The following is a 19,673-nucleotide window of genomic DNA, read 5'->3' as shown; positions in this document are numbered from 1 at the left end:
ACGAATGATTTTCATTTTATTGATCTGTATGTAAGAAACTGCAACGAAAAATAGATAGTATCACCGTATATTCAACTGTTTAGAGGTCTGTATGAAAACTGTCGCAATCTGGGGGGCAGCAAGTGGCTTAGGTGCTGCTATGGTCGAACAATTTCACCAAAGTGGCTTTAACGTTATCGCTATAGCTCGAAATCCGAGTAAGAACCCACGTTTGGGCGAGCTTAAAGTGCAAACCTTAAGCTGTGATGCAACTCAACAAGACCAAGTTGAAGCCACAGTGGAGGCGTTACCTCAAGACTGTTTAGTTGTGTCTAGTATGGGTAGTTTTAGAGCTGAGGTCCCAGTTGACTACATCGGGCATCGTTACTTGATTGATGCTCTACAGAAGCGTGAGATTAAGCGATTTTTATTAGTGACATCATTAGGATGTGGCGATTCATGGCAATATTTATCGGAGCGTGCGAGACAAGGGTTCGGCGCTGCAGTAAGAGAGAAGAGTCTTGCTGAAGCTTGGCTTGCGTCAAGTGATCTGGACTTTACGATTTTAAGACCGGGTGGACTTATGGATGGCGAAATCACTAACCGAGGTGAAGTATCTCAATCGGGCGAAATCCATGGCGTAATTTACCGTCAAGAGGTGGCACGCATCGTAGAGAGCTTGGTAATAGATAACGCGTGTATTGGTGAGATATACCAATGTGTCGATCCAACGGTTAAATATGGTTAATTGCAAGTATTAGCACCCCAAAAGCTGACTATCAATTGGCTAGGTGTTTGTTTCTCACTAAAGGATGCATCAACCTTAATCTAGATTAAGTTTTGGCTTGTCATTAGTCGTTACTATTCGCGTCATTCACGACATCGTTCGTTTTGAACAGTGAAGAGCAATCCTCGATATTGTATCGGTGGTTGCTCTTTTTTATTTGTCGATATCGAAAACAGATCTAGAGGGTTTCACTTGAGTACTTTGTTCACCGAAAATCGCCTTGGCAACATGCTTCTAAAGAATCGCTTCATGCGTAGCGCGACGTGGGAAAATATGGCGACAGAAGATGGTCATATGACGGATAAGCTCTATGCGATTTATGAAGAGCTTGCTCAAGGACAAGTTGGGTTGATCGTTACAGGTTATGCGAACATTGTCGAAGAAGAAAAACCAAACGCAGGAATGATGGGGATCTACGATGATTCGTTCATCCAAGAGTACCAAAAGCTTACCCAACTGGTTAAAGGCTATGGTTCGAAGATCGTTATGCAGCTTGCCTATGGTGGCACCAAAACCACCTATAATGTTGGTGAACGTGTCATTTTTGCACCGAGTGATGTTCCTGAAATGGGCACTAAAACTCAAGGTAAAGCGATGTCGAAGCAAGATATTGACTACATTGTTGACGCTTTCGCTAAAGCGAGCCTTAGAGCAAAACAATCTGGCTTTGATGGCGTAGAAATCCATGCTGCTCATACCTACCTTATTAACCAGTTTCTCAGTCCTTACTACAATCAGCGTCAAGATGAGTACGGTGGCTGCTTAGAAAATCGTATGCGTTTTTTGATCGAAATTTTCAATAAGACACGTGAGCTGGTGGGAGAGGATTACCCAATTTTCGTAAAACTAACTGCTACTGAGTTTTTTGAGGGCGGCTTATCATTCAGTGAGACTCGACAAATCTGCCAACGTCTTGATCAACTGGGTGTAGACGGCATCATCATGTCGGGGAACGTGCATGGTAAAGCCAATACTATGGTGGGTGATTGTTACGATGGCTACACCGTGCAAGAAGAGGGCTACTTTCATGAGTATGGTGATATTGTTAGCCGTGAGATCAAAGCACCGGTTATTACGGTGGGCGGACTTACCGATATCGCTGCTATCGAAGATATCGCAAACAACACCGGTATTGAGTACTTTGCTTTGTCGCGTCCTTTGCTTTCGGAACCCAAACTAATTAAACGTTGGCAAGAAGGCGACCGTGCTCCAGTAGAGTGCGAACGCTGCTCTAAGTGCCGAACCAAACGTGGTAATTTCTGTGTTGTCAATAAAGACAGGAAAGCGCAGCTAGCACAAATGTAGAAATAAGATACTGTGTAAGTAACAGCACAGGTGCTCTAACCATCTGAAAGGCAGTCCAATTGGGCTGCTTTTCTGTATTCTTGTCGCCCTACTCACAAAACACCTCAATCTTCGGGTTAATAGGTTTTCTAATGTGCGTTGTTTGTTAATTTATAAACTGAGTCCATCAGCAATGAATTAAGAAAACGATATGTCAGGAACGCAATCCATAATCAAAGAGCTCAAAAAGCAGCTCAAACTTCACGATGTTCATTATCAAGATATCGCGACAAAGTTGGACTTGAGTGAAGGTTCGGTGAAAAGGCTACTTGCAGACGGCAATAACATAAGTTTGGCGAGACTTAGCGCGATATGCGAACTCATCAGCATGGATATATGTGAGTTGGTTAAGTTAGCTGCGAACGCTGAGAAAAATCTCCAGAGCTTAACGTTCGAACAGGAACAACAGATTGTTTCAGACAAGGCTTTGTTAATGGTCTCAGTATGTGTGCTGAATGGGTTTCAATTTAACGAAATCATCGAACGTTACAACATCAATAAACAGCTGTTGATGCAAAAGTTGATTGAGCTAGACAGGTTAGGGGTATTGGAGCTGATGCCTGACAATCGAATTCGATTACTGTTGTCACCCAATTTTGATTGGATAGCGGGCGGACCGATTCAAACCTTCTTTTTAACTCAAGTGCTACCAGAGTTCTTTAATAGTCACTTTAGTCGACAAGATGAAAAGCTATTGATGTCGACCGGGTTAATGTCACCACACACCAATCAGAAGTTCCAGTTGCGTTTGCAGAAGTTAGTTGAGGAGTTCTATAGCGCTTGTCAGGGTGATAATGAACTTGATATGAGTGATAGAAATGGAACGTCTTTGGTTATTGCCTTAAGGCGCTGGCACTTTGATATGTTCGATAATATTGATTATATCAATGCTAAGTAACATTTTATAAGACTTAGAGTGCCATTATAAGTTACTTGATTGGTTTTGGTTTCAATATCTGATTTATGAATGCATTCTTAAATCCAGTGGTACGAGGAGTAGTTGGCAGTGTTATCCCCTCGAGAATATCGGACTCAGATTTAAGGACAAAGCAATGAAAATCAAAAACAAACTTCTAGTGGCTATGGTTGGTCTTATCTCAATGACGGGATGTACTGCGACACAACAGCTTTCCAGAGTAAAAGTACCTGTACCTACTAAAAGCATCAATATCGCTCCTACAATGATTACACTAGCAAGAGTCACAAAGGCATTGACTCCTGTAGTCCTGACTCTTGCTCAGCCCGTTGTGATTTCCCCTAGAATCGTAATCAGTCAATAATAATAAAAAGCCCAGCAAATTAGTTGGGCTTTATCAATCTAGCGGTTTTGTGTACGACGTTGAGTTTGCTCGTTACAACAGGATAGAGGCCTCAAGGACATGGTGTGCTTCGCCGCTAAGATCAGGCATATCGGTCATGATCTTTTTCAGCTTATCGTCTATCGAATCCGCTTCGCTCAGTGCTTGGAAGTTGAGGATAGCCTGTGTAGGCTGCTGCTCAATGTAACCCTTCAGCATACTAAGCTCAACCTTGTTCGCATTTTCTACTTTAGTCAGCGCCACTGTAATGGCTTCTATGCTTAAATCTTTGTTTTTTAACATTTTAATTATTACAACATTGCTTTTAATGCGCGAACACTAACACAAAGAAAAGATTGCTATATTGATTGAGATTATGAAATGGTTTTGAGCGGTTAAAAATTTCTAAGTATGTGAGTGTGTACTCATATGAATAGAATGTTGCTGATATAAAACTAAATTAGTAATTTTAGTTTGCAATACTGAGATGTTTACGTGGACAGGAGAGTATTGGAGCGTGCAGCGGGAATCGAACCCGCATCATCAGCTTGGAAGGCTGAGGTAATAGCCATTATACGATGCACGCTTATCGTCTTATTGAGAAAGACTAAGCAGGTTGAAGAGTTGGAGCGTGCAGCGGGAATCGAACCCGCATCATCAGCTTGGAAGGCTGAGGTAATAGCCATTATACGATGCACGCACATCGTCTTAACGAGATCGATAATGCCACATCTAACTGAAAACGAAACCTTTTTTTCCTGATTTTTATGCTAAGTGGTCGCATAATCACCGTTGCGCTATTTTTTTGTACGTTATGGTCTTATCACCGCGTATTCTGCGTGAGCAAAGTCTCACTTGTGGTTGGAATTGGTTTGTGAATGATTCAGGTGTCTATATGGCATTGATATGATTGATAACTACAAAGTAGTATGATGTGCGCTATTATTTTTGTACAACGAAAAAAAGTATAAAAATGAGGAACTAATTACTCCAAATTGCTCGTCAAGCAGCCTTACGTTTGTTACATTTGCCGCATATTTTTTCACCTCTATAACGTCCATGCCTTCCCAGTATCGAATTAACAAAATTGTTGAAATCGGCGACACTCTGCATCGCAGTGGCTGTGCACCATATAAGCTCGAAAAATACACACAGCACTATGCGAAAAAGCATGGTGTAGATGTGATGATCCAAGCGACTCCAACGGCGATTAACTACCAGTTCCCTGATGACAACAACGCGGTTATTTTGAAGCGCCTTAAACCTGCTTCAATTAACTTGAGCCTGTTAGCAAATACGATCATTCGTATTAACCAGCCAAGTAGCGAACCCGTACCTGAGCCTGTAGGTTACTCGAAGTTTGTCACGGCTCTAGCGAATATGGGCATTCCACCGGCGTACTTAATGTTGGTTGGTAGTACTTTGGAAGCGGTTGGTTTTTCTGTTCTACTGGGACTTATGGTGTGGCTGTGTCAGCAAGTTTGTCATGGGCGACGTGCTATTGCAGTAGAGTTCATTGCCGCTTTGATCACAGGTATTTTCGTTGCCTTCCTTGCCAGCACTGGCTTACCCGTTCCTGTATGGGCTTTGTGTATTGCTTCGATTGTTCTGTTTGTGCCCGGATTGTCGATTGCTAACTCCTTAGAGTGTTTAGCATTTAATGACTTAGTTTCGGGCACAAGTTTATTGGGGCAGAGCGCGTTAACCTTGATTAAGCTGTTTGTTGGCATTGTCATGGGGCTGAATATTGGCGAAGCGTTATGGGGACAGGCGGCGTCTATCTCATACACCAATGAGGTGCCAACGTGGATGCATATATCCGGTCTAGTATTGATCTCAGTATCGATTGGTGTGATGTTTAATGCTCGTCCAACAGATATCTTGCTGGGACTGCCAGTCGCCGTGTTGGGTATGTGGGGGCCGTTCTACTTAGGCTTTGATAGTGGCTGGGTTGTGGGTACTTGGGTGACTACGGTATTAATCACGCTATACGGTACTTGGATTGCCAAGAAAATGGATCTCACTGGCTCTATCTACATTGTTCAAGGCATTATCATCCTAGTTCCCGGTAGTCGTGTGTTAGTGAGTGCCAGTCAATCGGTATTTGAGCAATCTATTTTGCCGATTCCAAGCATTGGTCTGTCAGCGCTATTTATGTTCTCGGCTATTGTCGCGGGACAAATTACTGCATATTCAATTTACTCTCCGAAAGTAGAAAGATAACCTTCTATGCTAATGGTGCCTGTTTTACCCGGGCACCATTGATCGCTTCTTGGTTTTTGTTTTCATTTTTCAACTTCTAACTTATAGCCGTGTTGCGACTAACGCTGATTAGCGCTATTTGAACGCCAACCAACTTGTTTTTGCCTCTCGTACTTCACTGTGACATACAGTGTGCTTTACCTCTCTCCCCCCAATTGAAGGTGCTTATAACTCGATCAGATTTGTAAAGTAGGTCTTAAGTTATTAAATTTATTCATTTATTGTTTGAATTCTGATAATGTTCGCGGATTATTAAACATAGATATATACAGGCTTAATATGAAACGAATGATGGCGGTGGCCCTAGTTGCTACTTTAGCAGGATGTCAGGTGACATTACCTAATACGTCTACGGAAACACTATCTGAACCTCATGGTAAGGGCGCATTAGCAATCGCGACGGCAATCAGTAAACAGCAAGTTACATACCCTTGTGAGACCTTCTCGTTTGATTTATACGAAAAGGTAGATGGTGAGATATCTGATTCAGAAGCACAAACGCTACGATTTTTTGTGTACGAAGATTCAAATTACGCATTATTCGATGGCATTGCGCCAGGCGAATATGTTTTAAAAGAAGCACGTTGCAATATACGTCGCGGATTTGTGGTTGATGGCAAGTCGTTTTTGACTTTAGAGATGAACTCTGAGCACATAATTAAGCCTAACACTGTGACAATATCACCGAACTTTATTTATGCAACTCAAGATAAAAACGGCTATTTTAGTATCCAAATTTCTGAATTTGAACCTAAACATGCAGCTCAATTTCAGAAATTTCTAGGTGACGAAATTAAAAACGACAGTTGGTCTCTAGGTTACTTTAAGGGCTAATAAAGCTGATAATGACTATGGCTATCACTATCACGGTTAGCCATAGTCATCATTGAGCTACGCGCGTTACGACTTCAACGCTAGCGCCGACCCAAACAACACCAAACCTGCACCACATACCTGATTTAAGCGTTGTTTGAAGCGATTTAACCAACCTTGCAACAACGGTGATGTAAAGAGAATCGCTACTAGCGCAAACCATGCCATATGCAGTGCCATCATATAGATACCGTAAGCCAGTGCGAATGTATTGTCGGTTGAATTATTGGTGATCAACTGACTAAAAATACTTAAGAAAAACAGCATTGTCTTTGGGTTAAGAACGTTGCAGAAGAAACCTTGTGCAAAGTAGCGCTGCCCCTTTTCTTGAGTTACCTCCGCTTCATTTGATACTTGCTCTTTTGACAAGATACCTTTCAATCCTAGATAGACTAAATATCCCGCGCCTAAATATCGAATAGTCTGAAAAGCTAATTCATTTTGTGAGATTAAGTAACTTATCCCAAACATTGAATAACTGATGTGTACGCCAATTGCGAGGCTAATTCCCACCGCAGATAGAATACCAGCCCTGCGTCCGAAGTTGATGCTGTTCTTTAATACCAGAACAAAGTCAGCCCCTGGACTGATAACGATTAAAATACCCAAGATGGCTAAACTGATGAATTCCATATTATATGACTCTGATGTGAACCGAGCCGCTATTGTATGGACTATCGTGCAGAACTATAATCGAAAAGAATTCTGATGATATGTGAGTAAAATTCACCAATGAGGCATCTAAAAGCTTTTCAAGTATTTAACGTCGCTGCCAGTGTCGGGAGTTACAGTGAGGCCGCTAAACAGCTCAATATTACTCATGGTGCTGTGAGCAAACAGATTCGAGTATTGGAAGAACATTTAGCCTGTTCGCTGTTTTACAAACAAGGACGTGGGGTTCGTTTAACCTCGGAGGGGGAATTGCTTAAGGACTATACTGAACAAGCATTTTCGGCACTTCAGGCAGGTGTTAACGTGTTGAGCATGCAAAATAACAATGTTCTCGAAGTATCCTGTGAGCCAACATTGACCATGCGTTGGTTAATGCCGAGAATATCTGAATTCTTTGCTAAGTCTGGTATCGATGTGCGTTTATCGACAGCGGGTGGTCCTGTTACGTTAGGCGCTTCGGGGCTTTCGCTAGCCATTCGCCGTGATGACTTTGAAGCAGGAGCAGACTACCAAAAACTGTTTTTAGTGGAAGAGTGGGTTGGGCCTGTTTTCTCTTCGCAATATTGGGAAGAGATATCTTGCAAAAATACTGATGTGACATGTTTACACAGCGAGACTCGGCCAGAGGCTTGGAAAAACTGGTTATCCCATTTTGATATCGCCAATTCAGCTAAAAAACAGCCAGAGCGCAATCAATGCTTGAATCAATTTGAGAGTGCACTTAAAACATCATCCAAGAACCACACCATGGGTCACTTCTATTTCTGCTTGCAAGCGGCGGTTGATGGGTTAGGGGGCGCAATTGGTTCTTATCCTCTAATACAGGACGATTTGAGTCGAGGTAATTTGATAGCGCCGTTCGGCTTTGTTAAATCTGGTTTTAATTATGTTTTACTCGCTGAGCAAGACAAACTGACTCATAACGAAGAGCAGTTTAGCGACTGGCTTAAAGCGGAACTCGCAAAATCGGTGCCTCAATAGCTTAAGCTTTTACTGATTTGAGCCGGAGTTTATGACGCCCTTGCAGCAATATCATGAGGTGGCATGCCGAAGGTCTTCTTAAACGCGTTGGTAAAATTGGATGGATGTTGATAACCCGCTTCGTAAGCGGCTTCAGTGATAGAAACGAGGCCTCTCTCTAAATGTTGTCGCGCGATTTCAAGGCGTCTGAAACGAATGTATCCGTTGATCGTCATGTTATAAGACTGCTTGAATCGTCGTTGAATATTAGAAACACTCATCGAGAACTGCTTGGCTAGCGTTTCTAAGCTGAGTTCTTGATCCAAATGAATTTCAATATAGCTGATCATCGCCTCAATACGTTCATCATTACTTTTGTTTTGTATTGCACTCGAACTTTTGGCCAAGCCTAGTTTCGTAGGACTACTTTGACAAATTTGGCAGCAGGCTAAGGGAAGTTGTGAAAGTGAGCTCGCTAACAACTGTTGTGTTAAGGCTTCTATATGCAGCTTTTGGTGGAAATCATCCGGAGTAGAACTTGTTGTTAGTTTTTGGGCAAGCTCTAAGATTTGGTCGGTGATTTCTAGATGGTAGTTAGCGGTATGCGATTTAATAAAGTTGCGACTGGTGCAATCTTCGTTCATACGTGCTTCGAGCCATTGCGGCTTTATTAAGATATTGATTTTATTTAAGTGGTTGTTGGCGACCATCGCACGACGAAAATTCGCAGGCTTAGCGAGATTGACGACAACACCTTGCGGTTTTTCGGACGCATCGAGGTTAAATTCGAGGTCGTCGTAGCCAAACGATAGCTTACCTTCCAATAGAATGGTTACTAAGACGGCTGCATGTGCGGTAGATACAATTTTAGTATCGACCAACTCTACACATCGCCCACCATGAACAAAAATCTGGTCATTGTACTGATAAGAGAGAAAGGTGCCTTCTGCAAGCGAAGTCTGTTTAGGTTGGCCTTGTGTGACAATAATCTGCTTTTCTGTCTGCTCTAGCTTTTTTGTTAAAGTGACTTTGCCAATTCTAGCTCGTTTTGATGCTACTTCACCCATTTGACCTTTCCTCATAACACCTATGCGATTTTGCATAAGTGAATCGCCTGTCCATTTATAAACTCGACCCATATTATACATGAGAATTATTATCATTTATATCTAGGAACAGAATTTATGGAAAGCCCAATCCATTTGACCATTAAGCGCTCAACATTATGCCTCGCAATTGGCGCGGCTATCGCTAGCCCAGCCTTTGCCGACGATACAACATCAAACTTTGAAGAAGTGGTTGTGTGGGGTACTAAGGTATCGAGTAACTCTGAGTCTATGGTGTCTGAGGACATGTCACTCAAACAGGCGGACCATATGTCTGATCTACTGCGCGATATTCCTGGTGTTGATGTCGGGGGAACGCACTCTGTTAACCAACGTATTACTATTCGTGGCTTAAGCGAAACGGATCTTGATATTCGTTTAGATGGTGCGTCTCAACATGCGAACATGTTCCACCACATCGGTAACCTGACGCTAAACCCAGATATTTTAAAGTCTGCTGACATTCAGGTGGGTAACAACTCAGTGACTCAAAATGGTTTAGGTGGTGCGGTTTATTTTGAAACGAAAGATGCGAAAGACTTACTGCGTTACGATGAAACCTTCGGTGCTCGCGTCTATGGTGGTTATGCGACGAATGACAGCCAACAAGGCTCGTTAACGGTTTATGGTACACCGACTGATACTATTGATCTAATGGTGTACGGCAACTTTGTAACTCGTGATGATTTTGAAGATGGAGATGGTAATAAGACCTTCGGTGCGTCAGGTGATGTTTATAACATTCTAGGTAAAATTGGCTACGAGCCGAGTGACCTGCATCGTTTTGAATTAGCTTATGATCTTTACAGAGATAGTGGCGACTATAGCCCACGTCCTGATATGTCTGGTGGTGCGAATGAAGGTTTGTCGAGTGATAAGCTTATTCCAACGGATTATGATCGTGACACGGTCACGTTAAGTTATGAGATGCGCGGTGATACTCATCAAGCTGACGTAACACTGTATAACACCATGACTGAGATTATTCGTGATGAATCTGTTATGGCTCCAGCATGGCCGGGTAATCGTCAATCAAAAAACAAGGCGAAAAACCAAAACCTTGGCCTGACTGCAAAAGTTCAATCTGACTTCAGTATCGCAAGCTTCGACAATACTGCGACCTATGGTTTTGATTACATGGATAAGACATCAAGTTCTTACTACGGAAGCCGTAAGTTCATGGATGAATCTGCAATTTCAACGGCCTTGTTTGCAGAAGACCAATTCTACTTTACAGACAATTTCTCTGTGACAGCCGGTCTACGTTTTGATGACTATAAACGTAAAGCGGAAACCGGTACTGACAACTTTGATGATGTGACATGGGCTTTGGCAACCGAGTGGGGTGTAACACAAGACTGGACTCTGTTCGCCAGTGCACGCTCGCTATTTAAAGGCCCAGAGCTGCTAGAAAGTTTTATCGCTTATCAAGATGTGGCGTATTTAGCTGATGACATCAAAGCTGAAACAGGTCTAAACACGCAGGGTGGAGTTCGATTCAACAAATACATTGAAGATCATTTCCTAGGCGCAAACGTAACGGTCTTCCAAACTGACATTGATGATTACATTGTTGAAGCGTACCAAGGTGCTACATCATCTTATTTAATCTATAACTTGGGTGATGTTGAAATCAAAGGTTTCGAAGCGAGCGTATCTTACGGCTACGATATGTTTAACAGTAAGCTGTCTTACTCGCGTTCAGACACCAAAAACAAAGAGACGGGTGGCTATGTACCGGGTGGTAACGGCCGAAGCATTGATATGGGTGACAGCATAGCGCTGACGTTGGATTATCAAGCGGACTCACTAGAGACAATTTTCGGTTGGACGTCGATCCTTGTTAAGGATGAAACAAACGTGGCTGATGGTGCGCCAATCAAAGAGGGTTACGATGTACACAACCTTTATGCTCAATGGGTGCCAAATAGTGTTGAGGGTTTATCGGTTACGTTCGGTATAGATAATGTATTCGATGAGTTGTACACCTCTCATGCGTCACGTTCAGGTACAGCTCGTGGTTTTGTGCTAGACGATTACGAACCGGGTCGTAACTACAAACTGTCAGCAGCATACCAGTTCTAACGGCGTAGGGTTTTGAAACAGCGCGACCAAAACGAGTCGCGCATAATCAGAAGAATACATGCAAGCAGGTTAACGTTCACTCAATATGATTTATCCCCATAGGTATCAGTATTGAGTTGGCTTGGGCGCTAAACGAACGTTAATTTTATTGTGGCAAAATGGCCTCGGGCAATCAGCTTGAGGCCATTTTTTTGTTTAGCGATTGAGATAGGCGCGAGAGCGTATTTCAATCCACTTAAACAGGCGAGATAGGGCGAAGCACAAGGTGAAGTAAACTGCGCCAACAATCAGCCAAATCTCAAAGATAAGCCCAGATGAGTTTGCCATTTCTGTTCCAACAAACGTCATCTCCTGAATCGAGATCAAAGAGACGATGGAGGTATCTTTGACAAGAGATATTGCTTGCCCCGCAAGAGGTGGGGTAATTGCTGTGAGTACTTGTGGGCCAATCACGAAACGGTATTTAGAAAAGCTTGACAACCCTAATGAATCCGCTGCTTCCCATTGTCCTTTCGGGACACTCTCTAATCCAGCACGAATTACCTCTGCAATATAGGCAGAAGAGAGCAAGCCAATACAGATAACGCCAGAGGCTAGATTTTCCCATAGGTTAGAAGGGCCGAATAGGAAACTCTGCAGACTGTTAATCTCTCCGTTATGCTCGCGCAAGAGACTCTCAAGCCCGAGTAAAGGGATGAGCTGATTAGAGATAAAAAAGTAGAAGATGAACACAAACACCAAGGGTGGAATATTACGAACCAGTTGAATGAACAACAATGCAGGAGTTCGAAACACAGCTATGGATGCGTGACGTGCAACACCGAGCACAATGCCCACAGAGAGTGCTAATACCATACTCCATAGACTCAAGCGTAATGTCGCGATTAAGCCCTGAAAGAAATACGGAATGCTTCCTTCAGATGGTGGAATGAAGATGAGATTAAACGCATCTTCCCAGCGCCAGTGATAATTGATGCCAACCGAGGAACGATAATATAGCCAACCAGAAAAAAGGCCGACAAGGAGAAGTAGCACGCCATCGAGAAGAGTAAGGCGTTGGTACCAAGCTTTGCTTTGGGGGCTAGGTTTGGTTGCTATGAGAGGGCTTGTATCCGTCACTGATAACCTATGTGTAGATTCATATTTAATAATTTTCGTTTCAAAGTAGGCTCATAGAACCCACTTTGAAACTCAATTATAAAGCGGCCAGCCAATTCACTGGCCGCTGTGTTTGTCTTTTTTGGAGCTTAGAGATTACTCAGAGCGCCGATTCTGATTACTGACCTTGAGCGATCTGATCTTGCCAGTCTAGAGTTGAGAACCAATACTCGTAACGCTCTTGTAGCCAGCCATCTTCAGTACGTGCTTGAATCCATTTGTTGAAGAATTCTGCTTTGTCAGTTTCACCTAGGCGTACCGCAAAAGCTTCGTTACCTTTTGATAAGCGCTCTGTGAACGGAATGAACAGAGTATCAGAGTTTTTAATGCTCTCGTGCTCAGGTTTAGGGCTCGAAGCAATCACAGCGTGCGCGTTACCGTTAAGAACCTCTTGGAATGCTTGAGCATCGTCATCAAACTGTAGAACTTTTGCTTTCGGGAAGGTCTCGCGAGCGACTTGAACGGTGAATGCGCCGCGGCGAGCAGCTATTTTCACGCGACGAGAGTCGAAGTCAGAGATTTCAGTGAAACCTTTCGCCAGTTCTTTGTTCGCTGCAAGCTGAACGCCAGAGTGAGAATAAGGTTCAGTGAAAAGAACACTCTTAGCACGAGCTTCAGTGATCGACATACCACCGATAATCACATCAAATTTCTTAGAAAGCAGAGAAGGAATAATGCCGTCCCAAGCTGTTGGAACAAACTCAACTTTCCAGCCTGAATCTTCTGCTAGGCGTTTCGCAACATCAATCTCAAAACCGACAAGGTCGCCTTGCTTGTTACGCATTGCCCAAGGAACAAAGGTAGACATACCAACACGAAGCGAACCACGTTCGTTAATCTTGTCTAGGTTAGGTGTTTCGGAGGCTAAAGTCGGTATGCTGACGGCTAACGCTAAAAGCGCAGTGATGGCAGATTTAAATAGCTTCATGCTGATATTTCCTTATTGTGTGCGCCAATTAGCGCCGAGCTTGTGCTCGAGCCAGGCAGCGATGGCAGAAAGTGAAAGAGTTAATGCAAGATAAATAAGTGCCACAGAGAACCAAATCTCAAACGGCATTGCGGTTTCAGAGACAATGTTACGCGCCTCTGTTGTGAGATCGAAAATCGCCATCACACTCACGATTGAAGAGTTCTTGATAAGCGAGATCACTTCATTGGTTAGTGGTGGCAAGGTTCTTTGTATGACTTGAGGTAGCACAATATCCCAGAAGGTAAACGTTCTTGAGAGCCCTAATGATTGTGCTGCTTCAAATTGGCCTTTGGCGATACTGTTCAGGCCCGCACGGAAAATTTCTGCGGTGTAAGCGCCCTGAAACAGAGCGAGCGCAAGTACTGCTGTACTAAAACGCTCTAAACCAAGTACCGGTCCAAAGACAAAGTAGAGTAGATAAATCTGCACTAGCAGTGGTGTGTTGCGGATAAGTTCTACATAGCTACTCGCGATGGTACGGCCAACAATGGAATTTGAGTTACGTAGTAGTGCCGTTGTTAAACCAATCAATAGCGTCGCGATTAAAGCGAGCAAAGATATCTTAATGGTGACGAATAGTCCTTCAATGAGCTCGGCTGGCCACCATTCACCATCTTCATAAAATGCTATGTAGTCAGGAACACGCTCCCATTGCCAACGATAGCCCATGGCTTGTGCACCGGAGTCTAGAATCCAGCTTACCGCAGCAACGAGCACAACGATTTGCAACAAGGCTGAAAGGGTTGGCTTTAAAATTCGGATGCTCATCAATAGCTCAGTATTTGATTCAAAAAGGCTTGAGTTCGCTGATGTTTTGGGTTTTCAAAAAGCTCGGTTGGCGTATTTGACTCAACAATCTCTCCCTGATCCATAAAGATGACTCTGTCCGCTACTTTCTTGGCAAAGCCCATCTCATGAGTCACACACACCATAGTGATGCCTTCTTCAGCAAGTTCGACCATTACGTCGAGCACTTCGTTGATCATCTCAGGGTCGAGTGCCGAGGTTGGTTCATCAAACAGCAGTAGGTCGGGTTTCATGCATAGAGAACGAGCAATTGCTACTCGTTGCTGTTGACCGCCTGAAAGCTGAACAGGGTATTTGTGTGCTTGCTCAGCAATGTGTACGCGTTCCAAGTAGTGCATAGCCAAGGCTTCTGCATCGGTTTTACTCATTTTGAGTGTGCGGATTGGCGACAAGGTGAGGTTTTCGAGCACTGTGAGATGTGGAAACAGATGAAAGTGTTGGAAAACCATGCCGACTTGGCCTGGAGTGTTGAATTTACAAGGCAGAGTTTGATTGACGACACTGAGCTCACCAGAGTCAAAAGGCTCTAATTGGTTAATGCAGCGAATCAAAGTGGATTTACCTGAACCAGAAGGGCCGCAAACCACCACGATTTCACCCTGTTGGATACTCAAATCAATGTCTTTCAGGGCATGATAATCACCATACCACTTGTTAAGTGACGTAAACTTAACCATCTTAGAAGTTGCGTTCAAATTGCAGTACATCTGTAGTTACGGAATGAATTACCTTAACAATATAGAAATATGATTGCACATAAAATTAAGAGCTTATGAGAATTTCGTTATATCGTTTGGACAAATAAAAAGCAGCGCCCAAATTGGGAGCTGCTTTTGTATTTACGTAAGAACTCTGCGTTTGGTTCAATCTGATTGAAAAAACGTTGTAGTGCCTTGTATCAATAAACTCGGTTTTATGAATCAACCAATCTCGAGCGCAAAAATAACAGACTACGCAATCGCTGATTCTAGGATTTCACGCGTTTTCTCAGGAGTAATCGCTTGGTTTTCACCTAGTTTTACATAACCGTGAGACTCCAGTTGAGCGATAATATTATCAATTGCGCTTTCTTTGCTTGCTTCATAGCCGTCGAACTGAGTTGCGACGTCTAAGCTATGGTAGAAGGCTTCGATTGCATCAATGGCACGCTCTGCTAGATCTGCGCCCGATTCAAGGCCAAACACGTTGCGACCCATTTGTTCTAGCTTGCCACGTTTAACTTCGATTTGGTTACGTAGAAGTGAAGGTTGAACAATCGCTAGAGAGCGAGCATGGTCTACATGCCATAGTGCTGTGAATTCGTGGCCAATCATGTGTGTTGCCCAGTCTTGAGGAACGCCAGTACCGATCAGACCGTTCAACGCTTGGTTCGCTGTCCACATTAGGTTTGCACGCCATGAGTCGTTATCGCGCTCATCGTATTGTTTACCCAGAACAAGCAGATTCTTGAGCAGTGTTTCTGCATAGCCGTCTTGAACCATCGCCTCTGTTGGCATCGTGATGTATTGCTCACATACGTGTACCCATGCATCTACTAGACCGTTGATAAGTTGGCGTTCTGGAAGAGACTTCATTACATCTGGGTCCATAACTGCAAACTTAGGCTGAACTGCAGGGTTCATGAATGCCAGCTTCTCTTGAGTCTCTTTACGAGTGATTACTGCACCCATGTTAGATTCAGAGCCCGTAGCAGGCAGTGTCAGTACTGCACCGATTGGCGTCGCTTCTGTTACTTGGTGTTTGCCTGCTAGGATATCCCAACCGTCACCATCATATTTTGCTGCTGCAGCAACGTATTTCGAACCATCGATTACTGAGCCACCACCGACAGCGATAATGAATTCAACGTTTTGCTCTTTAACGATAGCCACCGCTTTGTCTAGTGTTTCTTTGGTTGGGTTGGCTTCAACGCCAGAAAACTCGATCCAAGAGTGATCTTTCAGGGATTCTACAACTTGGTCGTAAACACCATTCTTCTTAATTGAACCGCCACCGTAGATGACCAGTACTTTCTTAGCGGTATCCACTGCCTGGCTGATTGCGTTGATTTGACCTTTACCAAAATGAATCACGGTTGGGTTAACGTATGTAAATTGCATCATTGTATCCTTGTGTAAAGCGGAACTTGTTATTCTGATTGATTGCTCAATTTCTATATTTGCATATTAGTACAGTAATCCTGGGTCATGAAGAGCTGATCCTCCAAATAAATTGCCTATTTCTACAATCTTGTTATTCTCTGTTGGCTTTCGACTCTCAATCAGCACGGAAAATGACCGCCAATGAAGACACTTGCACAGTTACTACAATCCTACGTTGAATATAAAGGTTGGGATGATCTAGAAGGGATCAGAGAAACCGGTATTGAGGGCGTTTGGCTATACAGAAGCAGTCGTGGTAACCATCGTCAGCCGTTTACCTATCAGTCTGGAGTCATCATGCTCGGTCAAGGTAAGAAGAATATTTATATTGGTGACAGGCCAGTCACCTATGCAGCAGGTGATTACTTAGTTGTTGGTGTACCGATGCCGTTAGAGTGCGAAGCACTGCCTGTCGATGATGAACCTTTGTTAGGTTTATCGATTAATATTGATTCCCAACGATTGCATAGCTTAGTGAAAAAGCTGGAAGACCAAGGCTTTTTGGAAAGCTATTGCAATAAGCACAAACAGAATGCGAGTGGCTTAGAGTCAACACCGATGGAAGAGGCGATGTTAGAGAGCTTTAAGCGATTGGTGAAAATGCTGCATTGCGACATAGAAGCCAACATTCTTGGAGACTCTATTGTTACCGAGATTGTTTACCGCGCGCTCACTGGCTCAGAAGGACGTGTTCTTTTTGACCTTGCCCATCATGATGGACATTACGCTCGTGTCGCTAAGGCTTTATCTAAGGTGCATGAAGAGTACGATCAAACCATTACTGTTCAATCTCTAGCTGAAGAAGCAAACATGAGTGTCTCTGCTTTCCATAGCGCTTTTCGTAGTGTTACTTTTGAATCGCCACTTCAATATCTTAAGAAAGTACGGCTTAATAAAGCTAAAGAGCTGATCCAGCTTGAAGGTGTGCGCATTAGCGATGCTGCGCGTCGAGTGGGTTATTCAAGTCCATCTCAATTCAGCCGTGAGTTCAAGCGCCACTTCAATACTACACCAAGAGCGGTGTAAATCGTCGCATAGTTCCATTTCCCTTTGTGCTTGTTTCCAATCAAGAGTGATTTCCCCATGAAGCTCGCTGGAAATGAGTGCCTGATATGGAAAAATAACCTTTATTTGTAATACAAGTTGGGCGCGGGAAATGGTTTTTTAGATAACATTAAGACAGGTTGTTTATCGACTTGTCTTTGATCTTTCCTTTCAATTTATGAGTGAGCATTGAACGTTGGTTTGATTGCTTTCTGATCTAACTTCACACAACTCCAACTTCTCTCAAATATAGGTAAGACTTGGTATAAGTGTAAGGAAATATTTATCGATGAGCGTAACTATTGAGATTTTGCATATCAAATCATCCATTCAGTTAGGCGGTTTCTGTTGCCAATAAATCAAATTTAAAACTGCAAGATCGCTGTCACGCAATTAAATTATTGTAGTACAAATTAGCTCATCATCTATCTATATTGTTCTCAAAAAGAAACAGCAATAAATAGCCACAAGAGCAGTGTAAATAGAACGCTCACCCATTTAGGTGGCGGTTAATTTGATAATCCATTATTTAATGTGAGAAGTAAGATGAAGAAAAAACTAATTTCGGTAAGCATTGTTAGCGCGTTTACCTTGGCTTTCGCTACGGGTTGTACAACTCAAGACAACTCAGCATCAGAGGTTACAGCGGTTGAGCAAGCGACTCCTGCAATTAATGACATCGATCGCAGCTACCTTTTAAGCAGCGACCGCTTAACTGAAGTTGATGGCGACACGCTAGCGGTGGCCTCTGAAGAGCAAGTTGCTGCTCTGAAGGCGCGATTTGAAAACCTACAAGATGGCGACGAAGTGGTTATCCCTAACGGTAAATACGCCAACTTGGGTCAAGTGACGATCACAGCAAATGACATCACTATTAGATCGGAGCAAGCGGGCTCTGCGTGGCTGACAGGCCTGATTCAATTCGAGTTAAAGGGTGACGACATTACGCTCGATGGCTTAGTGTTTACCGAAGGTGGTCCAAACGAGCGCTTCGGTGCAGTTCGTATGATGGGTAATGGCAATACGCTTCAAAATTCGACCTTCTATTACTTCAACCACGACTACACTTACGAGCCTGATGAGCGCCGCTCTGAATATCCTAAGTATCTATGGGTTTCACTGTGGGGCAAAGACGGTAAAGTGATCAACAACCGTTTCGAAGGTAAGCAGAAGCGCGGTACCTTGATCGGTGTCCAAAAAGACGATACGTCAGATAACCATCTGATCGCGAACAACATCTTTATGGATCAAAAGCCAAATCAGTTTAATGAGTTCGATATCAAAGAAGCGATTCGCTACAACGGCAATAGCTGGGAAGCGATCCGTATTGGTGATTCTAAATCTTCACAGTGGGATTCGAGCTCGAAATTTGTCAATAACCTGATGATCGATATGGATGGTGAGCGTGAGCTTATCTCGATTAAATCGGGCGACAACACAATTGCAGGCAATACTATCTTCCAAAGTGCAGCGTTGATTTCATTGCGTCACGGTAAAGGTAACACGGTTGAGAACAACATGATTTTGGGTAACGAGAAGCGCCTAACAGGCGGTGTTCGTATCTATGATGAAGACCATGTGATTCGTAACAACTATATTACTAACACGCGTGGTCGTGATGGTGTGATCGAAGGCAATGCTGACTTGCGTGGTGGTATTGTAATAAATACTGGTATTATCGATGTTGCGAACGGCGAGCAGCTTGATCAATCGGTGAAAGGTAAAGAGCTTAACAAGCAGTGGACTCCGAAAAATATCACGATTGAAAACAACTCTCTGGTCGACACTGAGTGGGGCATTGTTTATGGAAACCAAAGCCACCGTGTAAGCTTGTTCAATAATGCAGAAGTAGAAGGCATTTATGCCGGTGTTGATATCGCGTTCAATAGTAACGTGGTAGATAACTCTAGAACGCCTGAGTTTGTTAGTGTTCGAGCAACCCAAGACTTCCCATTAGTCGGCGCGACTTACAGCGATGAAACCTATGTTGGCCAAGTCACTGAGTCAGAGCTTATTGGAAGCTATTCGGTTGAACTACCACAAGTAACGGTTGAGAACGGCGTTAATTCTTACCAAGGTGAAGGTGCAGACGTGTCTAAGCTTGCCATTGTGACAGCAGAAACAGCAGGTCCAGACTATGTGCTTGAGAACACGACTAAGTAACCTTTCTTTTGGAGGCGTGAACGT

Annotated in this window: 18 protein-coding genes and 2 tRNA genes; 10 read left to right on the top strand and 10 right to left on the bottom strand. The window is 43.4% G+C overall.

Going from position 1 to position 19,673, the window contains the following annotated elements; translation table 11 throughout:
• Nucleotides 1-91: 91 nt before the first annotated feature.
• From KI743_RS03220 to KI743_RS03205, 4 genes are all read left to right on the top strand, one after another.
• Nucleotides 92-727 (top strand): SDR family NAD(P)-dependent oxidoreductase, encoded by a 636-nt coding sequence (locus KI743_RS03220; protein ID WP_285464892.1) that lies wholly within the window; start codon nt 92-94, stop codon nt 725-727.
• Between the two features lie 231 nt (nt 728-958).
• On the top strand, nt 959-2,071 hold the full coding sequence (locus KI743_RS03215; protein WP_285464890.1) for an NADH:flavin oxidoreductase: 1,113 nt from the start codon (nt 959-961) through the stop codon (nt 2,069-2,071).
• Between the two features lie 190 nt (nt 2,072-2,261).
• Nucleotides 2,262-3,008: a helix-turn-helix domain-containing protein gene (locus tag KI743_RS03210; protein ID WP_285464889.1), complete on the top strand. Its 747-nt coding sequence runs from the start codon at nt 2,262-2,264 to the stop codon at nt 3,006-3,008.
• Nucleotides 3,009-3,162: 154 nt separating this feature from the next.
• Entirely contained in the window at nt 3,163-3,390 is a 228-nt protein-coding gene (locus tag KI743_RS03205; RefSeq protein ID WP_285464887.1) for a hypothetical protein, read from the top strand.
• 72 nt (nt 3,391-3,462) lie between these two features.
• On the opposite strand, the gene KI743_RS03200 is transcribed toward KI743_RS03205, so the two are convergent.
• The 3 genes from KI743_RS03200 to KI743_RS03190 form a co-directional block, all read right to left on the bottom strand.
• On the bottom strand, nt 3,463-3,711 hold the full coding sequence (locus tag KI743_RS03200; RefSeq protein ID WP_032552721.1) for a hypothetical protein: 249 nt from the start codon (nt 3,709-3,711) through the stop codon (nt 3,463-3,465).
• A gap of 208 nt (nt 3,712-3,919) precedes the next feature.
• Nucleotides 3,920-3,994 (bottom strand) — tRNA-Gly (locus KI743_RS03195).
• 39 nt (nt 3,995-4,033) lie between these two features.
• A tRNA-Gly gene (locus KI743_RS03190) sits at nt 4,034-4,108 on the bottom strand.
• Between the two features lie 359 nt (nt 4,109-4,467).
• Between KI743_RS03190 and KI743_RS03185 the strand changes: the two genes are divergently transcribed.
• Nucleotides 4,468-5,631: a threonine/serine exporter family protein gene (locus KI743_RS03185; RefSeq protein WP_032552720.1), complete on the top strand. Its 1,164-nt coding sequence runs from the start codon at nt 4,468-4,470 to the stop codon at nt 5,629-5,631.
• Between the two features lie 318 nt (nt 5,632-5,949).
• Nucleotides 5,950-6,504: a hypothetical protein gene (locus KI743_RS03180; RefSeq protein WP_285464882.1), complete on the top strand. Its 555-nt coding sequence runs from the start codon at nt 5,950-5,952 to the stop codon at nt 6,502-6,504.
• 66 nt (nt 6,505-6,570) lie between these two features.
• Here KI743_RS03180 and KI743_RS03175 read toward each other — a convergent pair whose 3' ends face one another.
• The gene (locus KI743_RS03175) at nt 6,571-7,176 is read right to left on the bottom strand and encodes a LysE family translocator (RefSeq protein WP_285464880.1); all 606 of its coding nucleotides are present in this window, start codon (nt 7,174-7,176) and stop codon (nt 6,571-6,573) included.
• A 99-nt stretch (nt 7,177-7,275) separates the two neighbouring features.
• Here KI743_RS03175 and KI743_RS03170 point away from each other — a divergent pair, with 99 nt between their 5' ends.
• On the top strand, nt 7,276-8,196 hold the full coding sequence (locus KI743_RS03170) for a LysR family transcriptional regulator (protein WP_285464878.1): 921 nt from the start codon (nt 7,276-7,278) through the stop codon (nt 8,194-8,196).
• Between the two features lie 29 nt (nt 8,197-8,225).
• Here KI743_RS03170 and KI743_RS03165 read toward each other — a convergent pair whose 3' ends face one another.
• Nucleotides 8,226-9,338, bottom strand: a complete 1,113-nt coding sequence (locus tag KI743_RS03165; RefSeq protein ID WP_285464876.1) for an AraC family transcriptional regulator — start codon at nt 9,336-9,338, stop codon at nt 8,226-8,228.
• Between the two features lie 21 nt (nt 9,339-9,359).
• Between KI743_RS03165 and KI743_RS03160 the strand changes: the two genes are divergently transcribed.
• The gene (locus KI743_RS03160; RefSeq protein WP_285464874.1) at nt 9,360-11,366 is read left to right on the top strand and encodes a TonB-dependent siderophore receptor; all 2,007 of its coding nucleotides are present in this window, start codon (nt 9,360-9,362) and stop codon (nt 11,364-11,366) included.
• A 195-nt stretch (nt 11,367-11,561) separates the two neighbouring features.
• On the opposite strand, the gene KI743_RS03155 is transcribed toward KI743_RS03160, so the two are convergent.
• The 5 genes from KI743_RS03155 to KI743_RS03135 form a co-directional block, all read right to left on the bottom strand.
• Complete coding sequence (locus tag KI743_RS03155; protein WP_285464872.1) at nt 11,562-12,485, bottom strand: amino acid ABC transporter permease; 924 nt, start codon at nt 12,483-12,485, stop codon at nt 11,562-11,564.
• Nucleotides 12,486-12,642: 157 nt separating this feature from the next.
• The gene (locus tag KI743_RS03150) at nt 12,643-13,452 is read right to left on the bottom strand and encodes a transporter substrate-binding domain-containing protein (protein ID WP_285464870.1); all 810 of its coding nucleotides are present in this window, start codon (nt 13,450-13,452) and stop codon (nt 12,643-12,645) included.
• 12 nt (nt 13,453-13,464) lie between these two features.
• Nucleotides 13,465-14,262 (bottom strand): amino acid ABC transporter permease, encoded by a 798-nt coding sequence (locus tag KI743_RS03145; RefSeq protein ID WP_285464868.1) that lies wholly within the window; start codon nt 14,260-14,262, stop codon nt 13,465-13,467.
• Entirely contained in the window at nt 14,262-14,978 is a 717-nt protein-coding gene (locus KI743_RS03140) for an amino acid ABC transporter ATP-binding protein (protein WP_150897381.1), read from the bottom strand. The genes KI743_RS03145 and KI743_RS03140 overlap by 1 nt, the downstream gene beginning before the upstream one ends.
• A 273-nt stretch (nt 14,979-15,251) precedes the next feature.
• Nucleotides 15,252-16,400, bottom strand: a complete 1,149-nt coding sequence (locus KI743_RS03135; RefSeq protein ID WP_285464864.1) for an iron-containing alcohol dehydrogenase — start codon at nt 16,398-16,400, stop codon at nt 15,252-15,254.
• 183 nt (nt 16,401-16,583) lie between these two features.
• Between KI743_RS03135 and KI743_RS03130 the strand changes: the two genes are divergently transcribed.
• On the top strand, nt 16,584-17,468 hold the full coding sequence (locus KI743_RS03130) for an AraC family transcriptional regulator (RefSeq protein ID WP_285464862.1): 885 nt from the start codon (nt 16,584-16,586) through the stop codon (nt 17,466-17,468).
• A 564-nt stretch (nt 17,469-18,032) separates the two neighbouring features.
• Entirely contained in the window at nt 18,033-19,649 is a 1,617-nt protein-coding gene (locus tag KI743_RS03125) for a polysaccharide lyase 6 family protein (RefSeq protein ID WP_285464861.1), read from the top strand.
• Nucleotides 19,650-19,673: the final 24 nt, after the last annotated feature.

The organism is Vibrio sp. D420a (genome assembly GCF_030248625.1).
Taxonomy (GTDB): Bacteria; Pseudomonadota; Gammaproteobacteria; order Enterobacterales; family Vibrionaceae; genus Vibrio; species Vibrio fortis_A.
Note: the sequence above shows the minus strand (reverse complement) of the source record. Positions and strands in the feature narration are given on the sequence as shown.

Coding starts and splice junctions, on each gene's coding strand:
- KI743_RS03220 (WP_285464892.1), top strand. CDS start 92: ATGAAAACTGTCGCAATCTGGGGGGCAGCAAGTGGCTTAGGTGCTGCT.
- KI743_RS03210 (WP_285464889.1), top strand. CDS start 2,262: ATGTCAGGAACGCAATCCATAATCAAAGAGCTCAAAAAGCAGCTCAAA.
- KI743_RS03205 (WP_285464887.1), top strand. CDS start 3,163: ATGAAAATCAAAAACAAACTTCTAGTGGCTATGGTTGGTCTTATCTCA.
- KI743_RS03200 (WP_032552721.1), bottom strand. CDS start 3,711: ATGTTAAAAAACAAAGATTTAAGCATAGAAGCCATTACAGTGGCGCTG.
- KI743_RS03185 (WP_032552720.1), top strand. CDS start 4,468: ATGCCTTCCCAGTATCGAATTAACAAAATTGTTGAAATCGGCGACACT.
- KI743_RS03180 (WP_285464882.1), top strand. CDS start 5,950: ATGAAACGAATGATGGCGGTGGCCCTAGTTGCTACTTTAGCAGGATGT.
- KI743_RS03175 (WP_285464880.1), bottom strand. CDS start 7,176: ATGGAATTCATCAGTTTAGCCATCTTGGGTATTTTAATCGTTATCAGT.
- KI743_RS03170 (WP_285464878.1), top strand. CDS start 7,276: ATGAGGCATCTAAAAGCTTTTCAAGTATTTAACGTCGCTGCCAGTGTC.
- KI743_RS03165 (WP_285464876.1), bottom strand. CDS start 9,338: ATGATAATAATTCTCATGTATAATATGGGTCGAGTTTATAAATGGACA.
- KI743_RS03160 (WP_285464874.1), top strand. CDS start 9,360: ATGGAAAGCCCAATCCATTTGACCATTAAGCGCTCAACATTATGCCTC.
- KI743_RS03150 (WP_285464870.1), bottom strand. CDS start 13,452: ATGAAGCTATTTAAATCTGCCATCACTGCGCTTTTAGCGTTAGCCGTC.
- KI743_RS03145 (WP_285464868.1), bottom strand. CDS start 14,262: ATGAGCATCCGAATTTTAAAGCCAACCCTTTCAGCCTTGTTGCAAATC.
- KI743_RS03140 (WP_150897381.1), bottom strand. CDS start 14,978: ATGGTTAAGTTTACGTCACTTAACAAGTGGTATGGTGATTATCATGCC.
- KI743_RS03135 (WP_285464864.1), bottom strand. CDS start 16,400: ATGCAATTTACATACGTTAACCCAACCGTGATTCATTTTGGTAAAGGT.
- KI743_RS03130 (WP_285464862.1), top strand. CDS start 16,584: ATGAAGACACTTGCACAGTTACTACAATCCTACGTTGAATATAAAGGT.
- KI743_RS03125 (WP_285464861.1), top strand. CDS start 18,033: ATGAAGAAAAAACTAATTTCGGTAAGCATTGTTAGCGCGTTTACCTTG.